Annotated in this window: 17 protein-coding genes and 1 riboswitch; of the genes, 14 read left to right on the forward strand and 3 right to left on the reverse strand. The window is 43.0% G+C overall.

Annotated features, from left to right (window positions below; genetic code table 11):
- The first annotated feature begins 19 nt into the window (after positions 1 to 19).
- Complete coding sequence (locus JOC95_RS15465) at positions 20 to 796, forward strand: 3-hydroxybutyrate dehydrogenase (RefSeq protein ID WP_204418084.1); 777 nt, start codon at positions 20 to 22, stop codon at positions 794 to 796.
- 603 nt (positions 797 to 1,399) lie between these two features.
- Positions 1,400 to 2,212, forward strand: coding sequence for a histidinol-phosphatase (locus JOC95_RS15470; protein WP_204418085.1), 813 nt, complete (start codon positions 1,400 to 1,402; stop codon positions 2,210 to 2,212).
- Between the two features lies 1 nt (position 2,213).
- On the opposite strand, the gene serA is transcribed toward JOC95_RS15470, so the two are convergent.
- Entirely contained in the window at positions 2,214 to 3,788 is a 1,575-nt protein-coding gene (gene serA / locus JOC95_RS15475) for a phosphoglycerate dehydrogenase (RefSeq protein WP_204418086.1), read from the reverse strand.
- 194 nt (positions 3,789 to 3,982) lie between these two features.
- Positions 3,983 to 4,114, forward strand: a riboswitch (FMN riboswitch).
- Positions 4,115 to 4,289: 175 nt separating this feature from the next.
- On the opposite strand from serA, the gene JOC95_RS15480 reads away from it, so the two are divergent.
- Positions 4,290 to 4,874: an ECF transporter S component gene (locus JOC95_RS15480; RefSeq protein WP_204418087.1), complete on the forward strand. Its 585-nt coding sequence runs from the start codon at positions 4,290 to 4,292 to the stop codon at positions 4,872 to 4,874.
- 52 nt (positions 4,875 to 4,926) lie between these two features.
- Here JOC95_RS15480 and JOC95_RS15485 read toward each other — a convergent pair whose 3' ends face one another.
- Entirely contained in the window at positions 4,927 to 5,175 is a 249-nt protein-coding gene (locus JOC95_RS15485; RefSeq protein ID WP_204418088.1) for a ferredoxin, read from the reverse strand.
- Between the two features lie 256 nt (positions 5,176 to 5,431).
- On the opposite strand from JOC95_RS15485, the gene JOC95_RS15490 reads away from it, so the two are divergent.
- The 10 genes from JOC95_RS15490 (at position 5,432) to JOC95_RS15535 (ending at position 15,613) form a co-directional block, all read left to right on the forward strand.
- Complete coding sequence (locus tag JOC95_RS15490) at positions 5,432 to 6,490, forward strand: YpbB family protein (RefSeq protein WP_204418089.1); 1,059 nt, start codon at positions 5,432 to 5,434, stop codon at positions 6,488 to 6,490.
- Positions 6,483 to 8,006 carry a RecQ family ATP-dependent DNA helicase gene (locus tag JOC95_RS15495; RefSeq protein WP_204418090.1) on the forward strand — a complete coding sequence of 508 codons (1,524 nt, stop codon included), beginning with the start codon at positions 6,483 to 6,485 and terminating at the stop codon, positions 8,004 to 8,006. The genes JOC95_RS15490 and JOC95_RS15495 overlap by 8 nt, the downstream gene beginning before the upstream one ends.
- A gap of 1 nt (position 8,007) precedes the next feature.
- Positions 8,008 to 8,631 (forward strand): CPBP family intramembrane glutamic endopeptidase, encoded by a 624-nt coding sequence (locus tag JOC95_RS15500; protein ID WP_204418091.1) that lies wholly within the window; start codon positions 8,008 to 8,010, stop codon positions 8,629 to 8,631.
- Positions 8,612 to 9,301 (forward strand): LysM peptidoglycan-binding domain-containing protein, encoded by a 690-nt coding sequence (locus tag JOC95_RS15505; RefSeq protein ID WP_204418092.1) that lies wholly within the window; start codon positions 8,612 to 8,614, stop codon positions 9,299 to 9,301. Before JOC95_RS15500 ends, JOC95_RS15505 begins: the two co-directional genes overlap by 20 nt.
- Positions 9,302 to 9,413: 112 nt before the next feature.
- On the forward strand, positions 9,414 to 9,869 hold the full coding sequence (locus JOC95_RS15510; RefSeq protein WP_204418093.1) for a DUF2663 family protein: 456 nt from the start codon (positions 9,414 to 9,416) through the stop codon (positions 9,867 to 9,869).
- Positions 9,870 to 10,478: 609 nt separating this feature from the next.
- On the forward strand, positions 10,479 to 11,255 hold the full coding sequence (locus JOC95_RS15515) for a metallophosphoesterase (protein ID WP_239582961.1): 777 nt from the start codon (positions 10,479 to 10,481) through the stop codon (positions 11,253 to 11,255).
- Positions 11,256 to 11,412: 157 nt separating this feature from the next.
- Positions 11,413 to 12,336 (forward strand): MerR family transcriptional regulator, encoded by a 924-nt coding sequence (locus tag JOC95_RS15520; RefSeq protein WP_204418094.1) that lies wholly within the window; start codon positions 11,413 to 11,415, stop codon positions 12,334 to 12,336.
- Positions 12,337 to 12,439: 103 nt separating this feature from the next.
- Positions 12,440 to 13,027 carry a genetic competence negative regulator gene (locus tag JOC95_RS15525; protein ID WP_204418095.1) on the forward strand — a complete coding sequence of 196 codons (588 nt, stop codon included), beginning with the start codon at positions 12,440 to 12,442 and terminating at the stop codon, positions 13,025 to 13,027.
- 245 nt (positions 13,028 to 13,272) lie between these two features.
- The gene (locus tag JOC95_RS15530; RefSeq protein WP_204418096.1) at positions 13,273 to 14,553 is read left to right on the forward strand and encodes a Glu/Leu/Phe/Val family dehydrogenase; all 1,281 of its coding nucleotides are present in this window, start codon (positions 13,273 to 13,275) and stop codon (positions 14,551 to 14,553) included.
- A gap of 91 nt (positions 14,554 to 14,644) precedes the next feature.
- Complete coding sequence (locus JOC95_RS15535) at positions 14,645 to 15,613, forward strand: YpdA family putative bacillithiol disulfide reductase (RefSeq protein WP_204418097.1); 969 nt, start codon at positions 14,645 to 14,647, stop codon at positions 15,611 to 15,613.
- A gap of 568 nt (positions 15,614 to 16,181) precedes the next feature.
- On the opposite strand, the gene JOC95_RS15540 is transcribed toward JOC95_RS15535, so the two are convergent.
- On the reverse strand, positions 16,182 to 17,153 hold the full coding sequence (locus JOC95_RS15540) for an asparaginase (RefSeq protein WP_204418098.1): 972 nt from the start codon (positions 17,151 to 17,153) through the stop codon (positions 16,182 to 16,184).
- A 112-nt stretch (positions 17,154 to 17,265) separates the two neighbouring features.
- Here JOC95_RS15540 and prsW point away from each other — a divergent pair, with 112 nt between their 5' ends.
- A complete protein-coding gene (gene prsW / locus JOC95_RS15545) occupies positions 17,266 to 17,916 on the forward strand; it encodes a glutamic-type intramembrane protease PrsW (RefSeq protein WP_204418099.1) in 651 nt (216 codons plus the stop codon).
- Positions 17,917 to 18,146: the final 230 nt, after the last annotated feature.

Raw genomic sequence — 18,146 nt, forward strand, 5'->3', positions numbered from 1 at the left:
GATGAAGGAGGAAAAGTAAATGGTACAGGATAAGGTGGTCTTTATAACTGGTGCAGCCCAGGGAATCGGATATGAGGTGGGGGAACGTTTTGCAGAAAATGGAGCAAAGGTGGCCCTCTCCGATATCAATGATGAAGGAGTTCAAAAGGCGGCAAAGCAGCTTTCCGATAAAGGTTACGATGTAATTGGCGTCAAATGCGATGTGACCAATGAGGAAGAAGTAAAATCTGCCCTCAGTCATACACATGAACATTTCGGTTCGTTGGATATTCTCATCAACAATGCCGGTATGCAGCATGTAGCACCGATTGAGGAGTTTCCAACAGAAAAGTTCGAGCTGCTGATCAGAATCATGCTTACCGCACCATTCCTTGCAACAAAGCATGTGTTCCCGCTAATGAAGGAAAAAGGATTTGGACGCATCATCAATATGTCTTCCATCAACGGATTGATAGGGTTTGCAGGGAAAGCTGCTTATAACAGCGCCAAGCATGGGGTTATCGGTCTGACAAAGGTATCCGCTCTGGAGGGGGCTGCCGAAGGGATTACCGTCAATGCGCTATGCCCTGGCTATGTGGATACGCCTCTCGTAAGAAACCAGCTTCAGGATTTGGCAAATACGAGAAAGATTCCTTTGGAAAAAGTGCTGGAACAGGTCATTTACCCACTAGTTCCTCAACAGCGCCTTTTGACTGTGGATGAGATTGCAGACTATGCCCTCTTCCTGGCTAGCGATAAAGCAAAGGGAGTAACAGGTCAGGCAGTTGTGATGGACGGTGGATATACAGCACAATAAAAGACGATCAGAGGTCGCCCGCTTGTTGGCGCCTCTATTTATTTTTGTTCTTGTTTTAACGATTAATGCTTTAAGAATAGTGCTGGTCTAAAGATAAAGTGTCAACATTAAACACCCTGTTGGTCTCCGTTTCAGGTGTTCGCTTTCCGCGGGCGGCCTCGGGAGCCTCCTCGGCGCTTTTGCGCCTGCGGGGTCTCCCTTGACACGCTGCTCCCGCAGGAGTCTCACACCCTCCACTCCAACCAACAGGGGGTGACTCATAGTAAGAAATTTGCCTTACTTACTAAAGGATCAAAAATTGCATTTTATCTTAACTTTTCGTTTCAGTAGCGATTGGGACTCTTCCTAACTGCAAATATTTTTAAACCACTGAGTTGATTGGAGCGGAGGACACTTGACTCCTGCGGGAAAGTAGAGGGCATGGGAGACCCCACAGGCGAAGTGGAGGCTCCCATCCGTCCCCGGGGAATCTTGTGTGCGCAGCGGAAATCAACGGGCTACATTTAAAGTATATATTTATTAATTTATCATCAAGATTTAGAAAAGAGACATTTCCTCCGTGATCCATAGTATAATGGTTGAAACCGATTGGAGGGACGAGCAATGCTGACCGATTATCACAACCATTTGGAAAGAGGAACATTGACACTGGATTACCTGGAGAAATTTATCGAAGTGGCTAAGTTGAACGGAATTGAAGAATTGGGAATATCCGAGCATGCCTATCATTTTTACCAAACAAAGGATATCCTGAGCAACCCTTGGGTGGAGGAACGCCGTTTCTATGATATGGAGGACTACTATGGTCTGTTCAAGCAAGCATGGAACAAGGGGCACCATTTAAAATTCAGCATTGAAATGGATTATACACCAGGAAAGCATAAGGAAATGCAAAAGTTCATCGAATCCTATCCTTTTGATTATGTGATTGGTTCCATCCATTGGGTGGGTGATTTTGGAATAGATCTTGCGGAGTTCAGGAAAGAGTGGGACAGAAGGGATACATATGAAGTATATGAAAAGTACTTTGACCAGGTCGTAACCCTAGCCGAGTCAAATCTCTTTGATATCATCGGACATCTTGATCTTGTGAAAATATTTAAATATGTTCCAAAAGAAGAGGAATTTCTCTTGGCCCAATATGATAGGGCAACAACGGCACTGGCCAATTCAAAAACATGTGTGGAGATCAGTACCGCAGGACTCCGAAAGCCTGTTGGCGAACTATATCCCGATAAACGCCTTTTGCAGATGTGCCATCAAAAAGGAGTGCCGATTGTACTATCATCGGATGCCCATATCCCTGAACATGTCGGATGCGACTATGATCAGGCGGTAGCCCTTGCCAAAGAGGTGGGCTACCGAACCATCATGATATTTGACAAAGGTGAAAGAAAAGAAGTCGAACTGGGCTGACTTATGGAAGCTCCAAGGTCAAGGCGGAGGAGATATCCGGTATGAGAAGGATTTCATCCAGCAGATCTTTCTCGATCGGTTTATCTACAGAAAGCATCATGATCGCTTTTCCGCCTTGAAGCATACGACCTACATGCATCGTTGCAATATTGGTTTCATGCTTACCGAAAATATTTCCCAGCTGTCCGATTACACCCGGCCGGTCATGGTGCTGCACGTAGAGCAGATGGCCGCTTGGGGCATAATCGATATCAAATCCGTTCATATGGACGATTCTTGCTCCGTATCCTTCGATGTATGTGGCACGGACTGTCAGATCGACCTGTTTTCCTTTTGCGCGGACCTCCATTAGATTTGAATATCCATCACTTTCATTACGATGCTTTTCCCCGTAATTTATTCCACGATCCTTTGCAATGGAGGCTGCATTTACCTCATTGACAGTTTGATCGACCCGATCCTTTAGAAAACCGGCAATTACACTCTTCGTGATGATGGAGGTCTCCCATTCCGTTATTTTGCCTGCATATGTTGCCGTAATTTCATCAACAGGACTGTTTGATACCTGGGACAGTAGCGACCCGATTTTTTTACCCAACTGGAAAAATGGTCTTATTTTATTCAAGATTTCTTTAGGGATGGTAGGAAGGTTGATGCTTGTTGTGACCGACTGCCCGTTCAGGAAGGTCAGGACATCCTTGGATACCTGATAGGCGACGTTATATTGAGCCTCCTTGGTTGATGCGCCCAAGTGTGGAGTGGCAATGACATTCTGATGCTGAATCAGCTCCGTTTTGGTTGGAGGTTCGACTTCAAATACGTCAAGGGCAGCACCTGCAACATGGCCTGTATTCAAGTTTTCGAGAAGGGCATCCTCATCGATGATCCCGCCTCGCGCGCAGTTCACTAAAAATACACCGTTTTTAAGGAGCGACATATTCCTGGAATTCAAGAGGCCCCTTGTTTCCTTGGTAAGTGGAGTATGTACCGTGATAATATCTGCGGTACTCAACACTTCGTCCAGGGAGAGGGAAGCAACATCGAGTTTCTCGGCACGGCTTTCAGTCAGAAATGGATCGTAGACTGCCACTTTCATCTGAAAAGCCTTGGCGCGCTTTGCAATCTCACTCCCGATTCGCCCGAATCCTACAATCCCAAGCGTTTTTCCGAAAAGCTCCGTCCCGACAAACTTCTTTCGATCCCAATTGGCACCTTTGACATTGATGTTGGCCTGTGGAATATGGCGCACAAGGGAAGAAATCATGGCAAATGTATGCTCAGCTGTGGAGATGGTGTTCCCATCTGGGGCATTTATAACAACTACGCCTTTTTTGGTCGCCGCTGACACATCGATATTATCGACTCCAACACCGGCTCTTGCAATGACCTTCAGGTTCGGCAATCGGCTTAAAAGCTCCTCATCCACCATGGTCGCACTTCGAACGAGCAGGGCATCAATTTTGTCATAGGAAAAATCAGTGTCCTGGCCTTTTCTGTATACGCGGACATTTTCAGCCTCCAATAAAGGGGCAAGACCATCAGCGCTTATTGAATCAGCAACATATACGTGAAACATATTATCCCTCCAAAATATTATAAAATTTCTGATAACTTATCATCTTAAAGTTAGACTGTCAATATCTTTCACACAGGTCGAACCTATGTAAGCGCTACAAGTTTTTTCAGCCCTTGAAAAAAATGAATTTCAATTCAATTTCTTCCCTTTTTACTATTTTACGAGTATAATAACTTTGTAAATAAAATAACATGATCTATCTTCGGGGCAGGGTGAAATTCCCGATCGGCGGTAATGAGGCGACTCTGAGCCCGCGAGCTATTTTTTAGCAGGATTTGGTGCGATTCCAAAGCCGACAGTCATAGTCTGGATGGGAGAAGATGGAGGTTCAAAGAACGTTAAAAAACGTATGTTTTTAACGCTTATTTGTCTATGCCTTCACATACTCCCGCATGCTTATTGAGCAGCGGGTTTTTTCATGGATGAAGACATGCGCAAATAAACTTTTTTGAATTTCTCTTTTCGTACGAGGTGGATCTCCAACAAAAAGGAGAGAGTCGAATGAATCAGAGAGTACGCATCAAGAAAATGGTAACAGTGGGAATGTTGAGTGGGATTTCCTATCTATTAATGTGGCTGAGTTTCCCGTTGCCACTGCTGCCGCCATATTTATCCGTCGATTTCAGTGATGTTCCTGCATTGCTGGCTGCGATCATCTTCGGACCTGTTGCAGGGATAACGGTGGAATTGATCAAAAATCTTCTGCACTATGTATTTCAAGGTAGCATGACAGGTGTTCCTGTCGGGCAGATGGCAAACTTTACTGCCGGGATATTATTTATCCTGCCTACCTACTTTATTTTCAAAAAAATCCGCACTACCAAAGGTCTAGGATTAGGGTTAGCGGCAGGTACAGCTTCCATGGCCATCATGATGAGTGTGCTGAACTATTATGTGTTCCTTCCGGCATTTACTTATTTCTTGAATGTACAAATGGGCTCCAAATCTGCTGTTATTGAATCAATTGTATATGGTATCTTGCCATTTAATATTATTAAGGGACTGATTGTGACATTCCTGTTCCTTCTACTATACAAAAAACTTTCATTCTGGCTTGAGCGCCAGTGGTTTACGAAAAGCGTCTAATTAAAATAAAAAGGGCCGCACTCCTTAATCGGAATGCGGCCCTTTGCATGTACTATTCAAATTTTAAAGCGTCTCCGTCAAACGGCTCGTCTGCCACTTTGATGGAATCAGTAGGACAGCCTTCGAACGCGTCCATCATGTCGTCTTCCAACACGTCAGGAATTTCAACGATACCTTGGTTGTCATCAAGTGTTACGAATGCAATGCCTTCATCGTCATAGTCATAGATGTCAGGTGCTGCTGCGCCACAAGCGCCACAAGCGATACAAGTTTCTTTGTCAACAATCGTATATTTTGCCATGAAAATAAACCTCCCAATTTGTAACTATACAATAAGATTCACATTTCCAAAAATTAGTTGGAAACGAATTCCTCATACTTTATATTGTAAAACTGTTTTCTTAACTTTTCAATAGAAAAGTCAATGAGAATGCTTATCACATAAGGGTTCTGCCGTTCTATTCATAATCTACCCGACCATTTGTCGAGATAAACATGCCACAATTCTGCAAAATTTTGATAAAATGGAGATAGATGAAAAAAGGTGTTGAATTTTGTTGAAATCATTCGAATATCTCTGCTTATATTGTATCCGTGCTTTCCGCGGGGAGCGAACCACCTCTGCCATTTATCATTTACTAAAAGGGAAAAAGTCATCCCAGACAATTCAGGACGGGAATCTATATGCCATCTCTAATCTATTCGGAATTTTGCCTGAGCTTTCACGTACTGAACTCGATGCTTCGATTGTTCATCTTGAACAGCACCATTTGATTGCACTTAAAGACGACTTTTACCAAATAACAGAAGAGGGAAGAGCGACTCTTCAAAAAGAATCAGAAAACTTTCCATTGTCCCCTTATCTTAATGGATGGGAATACAAAGGAAAAGCAGATGTTTTTTGGAAAAGGTACAGCCTGCTCATCCAGACTCTGTCCAATATACAAATGGGTAGGACAGACTTCATTCCGGTTCAATATGAAGAGACAGTTCAACATTTTGTGAAAAAAATATTATTACAACACGGAGTTTCTAAAAAGGAATTAACAAGCTTAATCCATCAAGAGACCTTAAGTTTATTAAATATGGTGGGAGACCAGAAAGCTTACATATTTGTATCCCGGCTTTCCGGTCATCTGCACAGTGGACTCACCCTTCTGCAGATTTCCAAAAAGCTTGGTCTTGATGAAACCTGGGTGCTTCTGGAGTTTCAAGCTGCCATCCATTATATGCTGCAGCAAATAGAGATGAAAGTTGACCATTATCCAGTTTTGAGCAAGCTATGCTCGGATATGATCAATCGCCCGAATTTGACTGCAACCACACAAAAAACCCTTTATTTATTGGATAGGGGATATAATTTGGAAGAAATCGCAGCTGCGAGAAACCTTAAGCAAAGTACCATCGAGGATCATATTGTAGAACTGGCGCTTCACCTTGATTCTTTTTCCATCTCCCCTTATGTCAGCAAGAAATTGGCCCAGACCATCATGGAAGCGGCCTATGAGTTGAAGACAAATCAGTTGAAGCGGATAAAGGAGTATGTAGATTTGGCTGATATCAGTTATTTTCAAATCCGATTGGTTTTGACGAAGATGGGTGATAAGCATGGATAGTAAAATCCTTTTACAGAAGAAGCTCGGGTTCACCGACTTTAAACCTGGACAAAGAGAGATTGTAGAGGATGTCGGAAAGAAAAGGGATGTTGTGGCACTTTTGCCCACCGGGGGCGGAAAATCCTTGTGCTATCAGCTTTCCGGATATCTGCTGGAGGGACCTGTCTTGATTGTGTCCCCGCTTCTTTCCCTCATGGAAGATCAAGTGCAGCAGATGAAGTCGATGGGTGAAAAGAGCGTCATCGCCATCAACTCTTTTTTGAGCTTTCAGGAAAAAGAAAAGCTGTTGCACGCTGATTTCTCACGTTATAAATTTATTTTTATTTCACCAGAAATGCTGCAGGTCAAACGTTGGCTATCAAAACTTCAGGCTTTGCCCATCGGTCTGTTTGTAGTGGATGAAGCACATTGTGTCTCACAATGGGGCCATGATTTCAGGACTGATTATTTGAAGCTTGGCGATGTGAGGGACAAGCTTGGTAAGCCTCCTTGCCTTGCCTTGACGGCTACTGCGACAGATAGTGTGCTGTTAGACATAAAGAAGTACCTCCATCTAGAAAGAGCGTTTGAACATATCTATTCGATCGATCGGCCTAATATAGCCTATAAGGTGGAACATATCGGATCCAACCGGGAAAAACGGGAACGTTTGCATGACCTTGTAAAACTTTTCCGAGGTCCAGGGATCATTTACTTTTCCAGCAGAACAAAAGCAGAGCAGATCTGTCAGTACCTTGAAGAACAAGGTGTGGAACGCATTGCCTTTTATCATGCAGGACTTCCTCAGGAACAGCGGATTCTGATCCAACAGCAATTCCTCCTGGGACAGCTTGATGTTATCTGTTGTACAAGTGCCTTTGGAATGGGCATCAACAAATCGGATGTACGATATGTCATTCATTATCATCAGCCAACACAGCTGGAATCCTATGTTCAGGAAATCGGAAGAGCTGGCCGGGATGGTGGAAAAAGCATTGCAGTCCTTTTGAAAAGTGACGAGGATATCATGCTTCCTCAGCTCATAATTGATCAGGAGCTGCCAGATCACATATTTGTTTCAACCGTATTGACCGAGATGGTGAGTAGATGGAATGAAGTAAAATCTCTCACAGATGAAATGTTGACTGATCTTGAATTGAGATTTCCGGCCAGCGAGACCCACTGGAGGTATTTAGCCTATCAGCTCTCGACTTTTACGGCTAAAAATGGACCGCTCAGTGTAATGAATCTGGAATTGTGTGTGTCGTTCTTGCAAAAACAGATTCAGGCCCGTACATCTGCAAAACAGGAAAAGCTCCGCTTCTTCCACAATTGGACATTGGAAGCGGATTGCAGGAGACGGGGGATCCTTGCCTATTTTGGTGAAGTGCCAGGCTCTCCGATAAGAAATTGTTGTGATTATTGCGGAATTGTAATGGAAGAGTATTCAATCCATGAAGAGAAGCGGAAAAGCATAACAGGAGATGCCCCTTCTTGGAAACAACTTTTAGCTAAATTATTAGTACAGGAAGATTAAAATGAAAAATAAACAGGCGGAAATGGTTAAGCGAATGAGTGACAAGGAGCTGCTATATCACTTGTATATGTCACAGCTACTCTTTTTCCTCGTTGCAGCTGTCCTTGCTTTTTTCCTTTTTGAGGGATGGGACGACTTTCTGATCCTTCTGGAGTGGGACATACAAGAAATTTTCACCATTGGATCATCAGTAGGGGTAGCAGTGGTGGTAATTGATCTTATCTTAATGAAGTATGTCCCAAGGGAACTGATGGACGATGGCGGTATCAACGAGAAAATGTTCCAAAAAAGAAGTACCCTGCATATAATCGCTTTGGCACTTCTGATTGCCACCGTGGAGGAGTTGCTTTTCAGGGGCGTCATTCAGACTCATTTCGGAATCTGGATTGCGAGCTTCATTTTTGCCATCATGCATATCCGTTATCTACATAAATGGTTATTATTGATATCGGTCATTTTATTAAGCTTTCTACTGGGCTATCTATATGAATGGACTGAAAATCTTCTTGTGACAATTTGGGCACATTTCATCATAGATGTGCTGCTTGCACTGAAAATAAGAAGCGAGTATGTAAAGAAAACAAACGGGGAGGTCAGTGAGGGGTATGAAAACAGAGATGAATAGACAAGATCAAGCAGATTCATTGCGGGATGAGGTTGAAAAAGCTGCAGGTGAAAAGCGTCCTTCCAGGAGCGAAATACATGCCGAGAAACGGAATCGTACGAAATGGAAATTCAATTTCCCTATCGTACGCTTACTCGGAATTGCTTTTTTATTGATCCCGATCACAATTTTGGCACTTCATTTTAATGGCAAGGATGAAAATGTTTTAAAATCTCTTTTCCCTATTAAAGGTAGTGTAGAATCCTATGATCAGATAAACATCCCTTCTAAAGCAGATACAAAAGAAACGATTGAATTTGATCGGAATGAAGAGGAGGATGCCGTAGTGGAAGAGGAGGTGACCGAGCCTGAAAGTACCCCTGTCGAGACCATCAATACGAATGCTCAAACAGGCTCAGGCAAAGCCACTCCTGCAGAAACAAAGCCAGAACCTCCTCCGGTTGCGGCTGAACCTGAAGAAACCGAAGAAGTGATAGATGAAGAGAATATTGAAGAAAATGTGGAATATGTGGAGCATGTGGTCGCAAGCGGGGAAACCTTGTACAGTATCTCCAATGAATACTTTAAGAGTAGGGCTGGAGAGAAGATCATCAGCGATTATAACAACCTGATAAACGAACAGGTGAATGTGGGGCAGAAGCTAACCATCCCGATCAAAAAGAACGGGTGATGAAAAGTGCAGGGACCATACAACGGTCCTTGCTTTTTTGCGTTTAGTGGCATCATACAAGCTCTCATACATGCATAAGGTTTATTAATAGAACATGTATGGGGTGGTTAGGATGGAGCCTGAAATTCAAAGGTTGGATGAGCATACAGATGAAGCGACTAAGAAAACACTGCAGCTTCTTGTTTCAAAGAAAAGGAAGTTCGATCAGTTCAAGAAAAGAGAATGGCACTGGAGATTGTCCACTTTCCTGACGCTGGGGTTATTCCTTGCCTATATCTACTATTTCATCTATTTAAAAGGAGCCAGCTCTGGAGAGATGTTTGCTTATTTCTTTGACAGACCCGTTCATTTTTATGTGGTGATGTTCATCGGATGCCAAGTGGGGATGGTTAAATATTTGTTATACAAAAAGGATAAAGCCGAAAAGGAATACAACGACCTGCGCAAGGAGATGGTGAAGCGCAGCGATGACTACTGGCCCAAGCCCCAAGAGTGGAAACAGCGTTACCAAGTATTTGAAATGATGAAAAAGGAATTCGATATCAATCTATATCATGAAACAAAATAGGCCCTGTAGTGGGTCTTTTTTTAGGTTGTTTTCGCAATGATTGCTGTTTAATAGATATAAAATAAGCTTAAAATGAAGCCCGTTGATTTCCTCTCCGGACACAAGACTCGCCGGGGACGGATGGGAGCCTCCTCGGCTTCGCCTGTGGGGTCTCCCATGCCCTCTGCGTTCCCGCAGGAGTCAAGTGTCCTCCGTTACAATCAACTCAGTTTTTATAATATGTTTTGCTCTACTGAATGGAAAAATGAGACAAAGTCAATAATCCCCAACTATAGTAATGCAAATTTTATCCAATAATTCACCCCTGTTGGTTGGAGTGCAAGATGTGAGACTCCTGCGGGAGCAGCGTGTCAAGGGAGACCCCACAGGCGCATTTGCGCCGAGGAGGCTCCCGAGGCCGCCCGCGGAAAGCGAACATCTGGAACGGAGACCAACAGGGAGATTAGTGCTGACGCATTATCCTTAGCATAGCCCAATTTTTATAAACAACAATATTTACAAAAAGAGCTTTATTTTATAAGAAGAAAATGGCAATCAACTGACCAATAAAGAGTTTTGTGGTATGATTCTGTAACATTCATTAAAGGGAAAGAAGGGATGCTACCCATGATGACAATCATCTATATTTTAGGAGCAGCGATAGTTTGTGGTCTGGTACTGCTGATATACATGTTCAAACAAGCGAAGCAAGAGACAATAAAGGAAGAAAAGTTGGCATTTCCAGAGTTTCCGGCAAGCTTTAAGGAAGTATCCATCTTTTTCATTTCCGATATACATAGAAGAAAACTGTCACCTGACTTCATAGAGCCGATAATGGGAAAGGCCGATTTCGTGGTAATCGGGGGAGACCTTGCAGAAAAAGGCGTCTCGCTCTCGCAAGTTAAAGAAAATATTGAGGTTTTGAAGAAACTTGGTCTTATATTTTTTGTATGGGGTAACAATGATTATGAATTGGACTATCACGAACTGGACTCCATGCTTTTGCAAAATGGGGTGAAGATTTTGGACAATACAGCCTTCAAGTTCGAATCTGATACAGGTGAACTCCTGGAGGTCATCGGAGTGGACGATATGATCCACGATAGGGACGACCTTAGGCTTGCCTTGCAGGATGCCACAAAGGACAGTTTTAAGATCCTTGTAAGCCATGATCCAAAGATAGTAGAAAAATTCTCTGAAGAAGAGAAAATCAGCCTGGTGCTAAGTGGACATACCCATGGCGGGCAAATCCGGATCTTCGGTTATGGACCTCACGAAAAAGGGGCCATACATCAACTCCCGCATACCACACTTCTTGTAAGCAATGGTTTTGGAACTACGATGATTCCCTTGAGACTTGGAGCCCAACCGGAAACGCATCTATTGAAGATCACGACAAAGATATGAAAAAGAGCGGCTGAGTGGTTTGATTTTCAGAATGCTCAACTGTATTTAATTCACTGATTTAATTTTTTTGGTTATTCAAAACCTATACAAAGTTTACACGATGTATTTCCTCCTATATAATTCAACTAAGGATTTTGTTAGAGAGAAAGGGATCTATATGTCAAAAAATGAAGGTAAATACAATATTAAAGCAGCTTCAAAAATGCTTGGAATTCAACCTGGGACGCTTCGTGCCTGGGAAAGAAGATACCAGATGATTGCCCCTGTCCGTAACGACTCCGGACATCGTCTTTATACAGAAGAACATATAAAAATACTCAAGTGGCTTATCCAAAAAGTGAACAAAGGTTTTACCATCAGTCAGGCTGTCTCCTTACTTGAAAATGATCATCAGGCGTTGTTGGAAGGTAATCTTAGTGAAACAGTCCCTGATCATGATTTGTCAAAGGAATTATTGGAGGAACTATTAAAGGCGCTCCTTGAGTTTGATGAAGGTCATGCACACGAAATCATGGATAAGATTTTCAGTTTATATTCAGTGGAAAAGGTATTGATTGATATATTAGGAACATTGCTTGTAAAGGTTGGGGACCTCTGGGAAAATGATGAGATTTCCAGTGCGCATGAGCATTTCGCCTCCGCGTTTCTTCGTTCTCGGATCGGAATGATCCTGCACGGTCTGCCAGTGAACGGATTTTTGCCCAAGACGGTTTCGGTTTGCGGGCCAGGGGAATGGCACGAACTCGGTTTGTTGATCTATACCCTTTTCGTCCGAAGAAAAGGGTTCGAAACCATTTATCTCGGCACTAGCATAGCGGACAATGATATTCATATCGTGCTGAAGGAAATAAACCCGAAGTTTCTTTTCCTCTCCTGCACATTATCTGTCAACCTGCCGAAAACGCTGGAAATGGTGGACGATTTGCACAGGGATTACCCTGAGTTGATTATTGGGCTTGGCGGTTCTGCAGTTGACAGGATGCCAGAGCATAAAAAAACGTCCTATCGGGAATTTTTGATAGGCAATACCATGAAAGAATGGGAAGACTGGCTTAAAGAACACATGAATTCAAAGAATTAATATAATTTACTTTCATTCTATGGGGGAACGTAACGAACCAACTTACCACTCTTATCATAAAATGTAAGAAGTAGCAGGGTGTAAAGGTTGGGAGGAGTCTTTCATGCGGCTGGAACGAATCAACTACAATAAAATAAAGATATTCCTCACGTTTGATGACCTCGATGATAGAGGATTGACAAAAGAGGATCTATGGAAGGACTCGCAGAAGGTTCATCAGCTGTTCCGTGACATGATTGATGAAGCGAGTGAAGAATTGGGATTTGAAGTGAGTGGCTCCTTGGCAGTAGAAGTATATGCTTTGCAAGCACAGGGCATGGTCGTCATTGTGACCGCCACAGATGAGGAATTGCTTGAAGAGGAATTTACAGATGATTACATCGAAATGCAGGTAACCGTCGATGAAAGCCATGAGTTATTTTATGAGTTCCATTCGTTTGAACACCTTATAGATTTGGCTAAGCGTTTAAAGCCCTTTAATATAAATGGTGGATTGATCTATTCATTGGAAAATATCTTTTATTTGCTATTAGAAGAAGAGACCGCACCATGTATGGATATTGACACATTGATTGCCGTCCTTTCCGAATACGGCTTTCCTTCCACCATGACGACTCACCGGGTACATGAGTACGGGAAGATCATCATGGAAGAAAAGGCTTTTCAACAATTGAATGCATATTTTAAATAACCACCAGCCTGTCTACGTTGTTTAGTAGATAGGGCTGGTTTTATTTTATTTACTTAATGAAGGTCTTAAGCAAATTTCCACAGCTTGTCGGTCAAGATCATTACTGCTCAGCATTTTTTGTAACCGTTTACAAATTTTTTTCTAAAAAATTATTTTCTATCTTTGCATAAACGGTAGTAAGGTGTATACTATGTCATGAAGATGGACTTCGTAAATTATGAGTGAAACAATCTAGGAGGGTACTTATGGTAGCCGAGAAAAGCAACGAACAGACTAATAAACATGAAGACAAGCTGGATGTACTGAAATCAACACAAGTTGTGATACATAAAGCCTTGGAGAGGCTAGGCTATCCCGAGGAAGTATATGAACTATTAAAAGAACCCCTTCGCATGTTAACCGTGAAAATTCCTGTCCGCATGGATGATGGATCTGTAAAGATTTTCACTGGATATCGTGCTCAACATAATGATTCTGTAGGACCTACAAAAGGTGGAATCCGCTTCCATCCTAATGTAACTGAAAAAGAAGTTAAAGCGCTTTCCATCTGGATGAGCTTGAAATGTGGAATTGTCGACCTTCCGTATGGTGGCGGTAAGGGAGGAATCGTCTGCGACCCTCGTGAAATGTCGTTCAGGGAATTGGAACGTTTGAGCCGCGGGTATGTTCGCGCAATCAGTCAGATTGTTGGACCTACCAAGGATATCCCGGCTCCGGATGTATTCACCAATTCTCAGATCATGGCTTGGATGATGGATGAATACAGCCGTATTGACGAATTCAATTCACCTGGATTCATCACCGGTAAACCGCTGGTGCTTGGTGGTTCCCATGGAAGAGAATCAGCTACTGCAAAAGGTGTGACGATCTGTATCCATGAAGCTGCAAAGAAAAAAGGAATCGAGCTTAAAGGAGCAAGGGTTGTTGTACAAGGCTTCGGTAATGCAGGAAGCTACCTTTCCAAGTTCATGCATGACGCAGGGGCAAAGGTCGTAGGTATCTCCGATGCGTATGGTGGATTGTATGATCCGAACGGATTGGATATCGATTACCTCCTAGATCGCCGAGACAGCTTCGGAACGGTGACAAAGCTATTCAATAATACAATTACAAATAAAGAACTGTTGGAGTTGGAATGTGATATCCTGGTTCCTGCAGCGATCGAGAATCAGATCACTGAAGAGAATGCCCACAATATCCGTGCGAAAATCGTGGTTGAGGCTGCAAACGGCCCGACTACAATAGAAGGAACACAGATCCTGACTGACCGCGGAATCCTTCTTGTGCCTGACGTGCTTGCGAGCGCAGGTGGCGTAACAGTTTCCTACTTTGAATGGGTGCAAAATAACCAAGGTTATTATTGGACAGAAGAAGAAGTGGAAGAAAAGCTTGAAAAAGTAATGGTAAAATCATTTAATAGTGTGTACGACACTGCACATAACCGCCGTGTGGATATGAGACTGGCGGCATATATGGTCGGAGCCCGCAAAATGGCGGAAGCTTCCCGATTCAGAGGCTGGATATAATTATTTGCACATCCACATACAATCCCCTATCATTAGTGATAGGGGATTTTTCATATCCTATCTTAATTTATGTGTACGGAGTTGAATCAACTTGATTAACAGAGACGCCATCATAGTGGGTGGAGGGCCTTGTGGTATATCCGCGGCAATCGCGTTGCAGAATATCGGGCTATCTCCTCTTGTGATAGAAAAAGGAAATATCGTCAATGCCATTTATCATTACCCGACTCACCAGACTTTTTTCAGCTCAAGTGAAAAGCTGGAAATCGGGGATGTCCCATTCATAACAGAGAACCGTAAGCCTGTCAGGATTCAGGCATTGACCTACTATCGTGAAGTAGTGAAACGGAAAAAAGTTGAAATCAACGCATTTGAATACGTGGAATCGGTACATAAGCAGGAAGATGGTACGTTCCTTGTAAAGACTTCGAAGGAAACGTATCACACAAAATATGTTGTGGTTGCAACAGGATATTATGATAACCATAATAAATTGGATATCCCGGGTGCAGACCTTGAGAAGGTATCCCATTATTTCAAAGAAGGACATCCTTATTTTAATAAGCATGTCACCGTGATTGGCGGAAAGAATTCCAGCGTGGATGCTGCCTTGGAATTGGTAAAGGCGGATGCTCACGTAACAGTTGTATACAGGGGCTCCACTTATTCGCCAAGTGTCAAGCCATGGATACTGCCGGAGTTTGATGCACTAGTCAAGAATGGTACCATCCGGATGGTATTTGACGCAAATGTTACAAGGATAACCGAAGATACCTTAACCTTCGCAACAACTGAAGGGAAAGAGGAAACAATCAAAAATGACTTTGTCTTTGCGATGATCGGCTATCATCCTGATCACCATTTTCTCACCAAAATGGGTGTGGAAATCGATAAGGATTCAGGCCGGCCGGCTTTCAACCCTGATTCGATGGAAACAAATGTTGAAGGCATCTTCATTGCTGGAGTCATTGCTGCCGGGAATAATGCAAATGAAATATTCATTGAAAATGGCCGCTTCCATGGGGGACAGATTGCAGAGTGTATAAAAGTAAGAATATAAAATAGAAGTAACCGTCCGTGTAGACACGTTGTTGTCTGTCGGACGGTTGTTTTATATTTGTTTGAAGGACTTTTTTGAGGTGCTGGATAGGCAAAAGGTCCATCATCAAGCGGATGAAGGACCTTTTCGAGGTGCTGGACAGGTAAAAGGTCTATCATCAAGCGAATGAAAGACCTTTTCGAGGTGCCGAACTGGCAAAAGGTCCATCATCAAGCGAATGAAGGACCTTTTCGAGGTGCTGGACAGGCAAAAGGTCCATCATCAAGCGAATGAAAGACCTTTTCGAGGTGACGGACAGGCAAAAGGTCCATCATGAAGCGAATGAAAGACCTTTTCGAGGTGCTGGACAGGCAAAAGGTCCATCATGAAGCGAATGAAAGACCTTTTCGAGGTGCTGGACAGGCAAAAGGTCTATCATCAAGCGAATGAAGGACCTTTTCGAGGTGCCGAACTGGCAAAAGGTCCATCATCAAGCGGATGAAGGACCTTTTCGAATGTATCAAAGCAGTAAAAGTACATCATGAACCAAAATATGGTAAAGCTTCGCTCGAAAAATAAAAAATTAAGTCTATCTTAAGAAGAGTCTTTGCAGTTCCTGGGAATCCTTCGTTTCTTCCAATGCCACAAGCAATTTGATCCTTGCCTTCTGGCCGTTCAGTCCATTGGAGAAAATGATTCCAAGTTGCTTCAGTTGGCGTCCTCCGCCATCGTAGCCATAGATATCCTGTACAATCCCATTGAAACAGCGGGAAACAAGGACGACGGGGATATTGGCATTTGTCAGTTCTTTTAGACCTGCCATTGTGGTAGGCGGGAGGTTGCCTTGTCCAAGTGCTTCAATCACAACCCCATCAACCCCCATATTCTTCAACAGTGAAAATATGGTTGAATCCATACCTGCATATGCCTTCAGCAGCATCACTTTCTTTGTTACATCCTTGATTGCATACTTATCTTCGGCAACCGGTGAATGATGGAAGGAAGCACCGCGCTTCGTGACGATGCCAATCGGACCGTACTGTGGGCTCTGGAAGGTTGCAATATTGCTTGTGTGTGTTTTAGTGACGTTCTTGGCAGTGTGAATCTCATCATTCAATACTACGAGTACCCCTTTATTTTTCGCCTCGGAACTGGCAGCAACTTTTACAGAGGATAGAAGGTTATATGGTCCATCAGAGCCGATTTCATTACTTGAGCGCATGGCACCTGTCAGGACGATCGGTACTTTTGTCTGTACGGTCAGATCAAGGAAAAACGCAGTTTCCTCCAATGTGTCTGTACCATGGGTGATGACTATTCCTTCATATGATTTCTCTGCCACCTGGGAATCGATGAAAGAGGAGAGCTCCCACATATGATGCGGTGTCATGTGTGGGGAAGGCAGGTTGAAAAGTTCATGACTGTCTATAGTCAAATTTGGATCTGTTATAATAGGCGTTGCGGATAACGGATTTTTATCCCCGGGGGAAACTTCACCCTGTTCGTTTTCTGACATCGAAATCGTTCCACCTGTGTGAATGAGTAAAATCTTTTTCTTCATCTATTCTCACCTCATTAATATACAAACAATTCCAAAAAAAACTGATGTATCATTCCAATAATTACGATAACATGATACGATAAAAAAAAACAGATGGAAACGAGGCTTATTTATGCTGGGCGTTGTATCCGCCGGGATTGCCCCCGGCTTGGCTTTGCTGTCTTATTTTTATTTACGGGATACTTTTCAAAAAGAACCGATATCCTATGTTTTCAAGATATTCATGTTCGGGGCGCTTCTGGTGTTTCCGTTAATGTTCATACAATATGTGATTCAGTTGGAGATGAATGTGGCCTCCAATTCCATCAAAGCTTTTTTAATGTCTGGTCTATTGGAAGAATTCTTCAAATGGTTCATATTAATATATCTTGTTTATCGGAATGTCCACTTTGATGAGCATTACGATGGCATTGTATACGGTGTTGCCGTATCGCTTGGGTTCGCTACAGCGGAGAATATACTGTTCCTAATAGCCAATGGCGTGGAGCTTGCCGTTGGCAGGGCGGTCCTGCCTGTATCAAGTCATGCACTATTCGGGGTCATCATGGGTTACTATTTAGGTAAAGGCAAATTCTCCGTTGACGAGAAAAAGCATAGAATTTGCTTGAGTCTTTCATTATTCGTCCCGTTCCTGCTTCATGGTACATATGACATGATCATCCTCTCCCAGAAGCACTGGGGATTTTATATGGTTCCTTTCATGATTTTCTTATGGTGGTTAGGATTGCGAAAAGTAAAACTGGCAAATACCGCTTTGATTTAGCTTACAAGGATAACATTCCTTGTAGGCTTTTTTATATATGAGTTTGTAGCGTTTACTCATATTGCTAGCTGTTGATTGTAGCAATAGGCGAAGACTCCTGAGGGAGGGAGCGTTTAGTGGAGACCCCACAGGCGTAGTGTACTGAACCCTTAAAATTGGACACTTGTTTTCTAAGCGGCTTGCTCAAAACTAGCCCGATAAGCTACCGGACTTTTACGCTTTAATCTTGA

It is taken from the genome of Sutcliffiella tianshenii, from assembly GCF_016908565.1.
GTDB classification, from domain to species: Bacteria; Bacillota; Bacilli; order Bacillales; family Bacillaceae_I; genus Sutcliffiella_A; species Sutcliffiella_A tianshenii.

Bases quoted from the DNA above. Each gene is read 5' to 3' on its own strand.
- JOC95_RS15520 (WP_204418094.1), top strand. From the start codon at position 11,413: ATGTCAAAAAATGAAGGTAAATACAATATTAAAGCAGCTTCAAAAATG.
- JOC95_RS15515 (WP_239582961.1), top strand. From the start codon at position 10,479: ATGACAATCATCTATATTTTAGGAGCAGCGATAGTTTGTGGTCTGGTA.
- JOC95_RS15470 (WP_204418085.1), top strand. From the start codon at position 1,400: ATGCTGACCGATTATCACAACCATTTGGAAAGAGGAACATTGACACTG.
- JOC95_RS15505 (WP_204418092.1), top strand. From the start codon at position 8,612: ATGAAAACAGAGATGAATAGACAAGATCAAGCAGATTCATTGCGGGAT.
- JOC95_RS15500 (WP_204418091.1), top strand. From the start codon at position 8,008: ATGAAAAATAAACAGGCGGAAATGGTTAAGCGAATGAGTGACAAGGAG.
- JOC95_RS15540 (WP_204418098.1), bottom strand. From the start codon at position 17,153: ATGAAGAAAAAGATTTTACTCATTCACACAGGTGGAACGATTTCGATG.
- JOC95_RS15485 (WP_204418088.1), bottom strand. From the start codon at position 5,175: ATGGCAAAATATACGATTGTTGACAAAGAAACTTGTATCGCTTGTGGC.
- JOC95_RS15510 (WP_204418093.1), top strand. From the start codon at position 9,414: ATGGAGCCTGAAATTCAAAGGTTGGATGAGCATACAGATGAAGCGACT.
- JOC95_RS15525 (WP_204418095.1), top strand. From the start codon at position 12,440: ATGCGGCTGGAACGAATCAACTACAATAAAATAAAGATATTCCTCACG.
- prsW (WP_204418099.1), top strand. From the start codon at position 17,266: ATGCTGGGCGTTGTATCCGCCGGGATTGCCCCCGGCTTGGCTTTGCTG.
- JOC95_RS15495 (WP_204418090.1), top strand. From the start codon at position 6,483: ATGGATAGTAAAATCCTTTTACAGAAGAAGCTCGGGTTCACCGACTTT.
- JOC95_RS15530 (WP_204418096.1), top strand. From the start codon at position 13,273: ATGGTAGCCGAGAAAAGCAACGAACAGACTAATAAACATGAAGACAAG.
- JOC95_RS15480 (WP_204418087.1), top strand. From the start codon at position 4,290: ATGAATCAGAGAGTACGCATCAAGAAAATGGTAACAGTGGGAATGTTG.
- JOC95_RS15465 (WP_204418084.1), top strand. From the start codon at position 20: ATGGTACAGGATAAGGTGGTCTTTATAACTGGTGCAGCCCAGGGAATC.
- serA (WP_204418086.1), bottom strand. From the start codon at position 3,788: ATGTTTCACGTATATGTTGCTGATTCAATAAGCGCTGATGGTCTTGCC.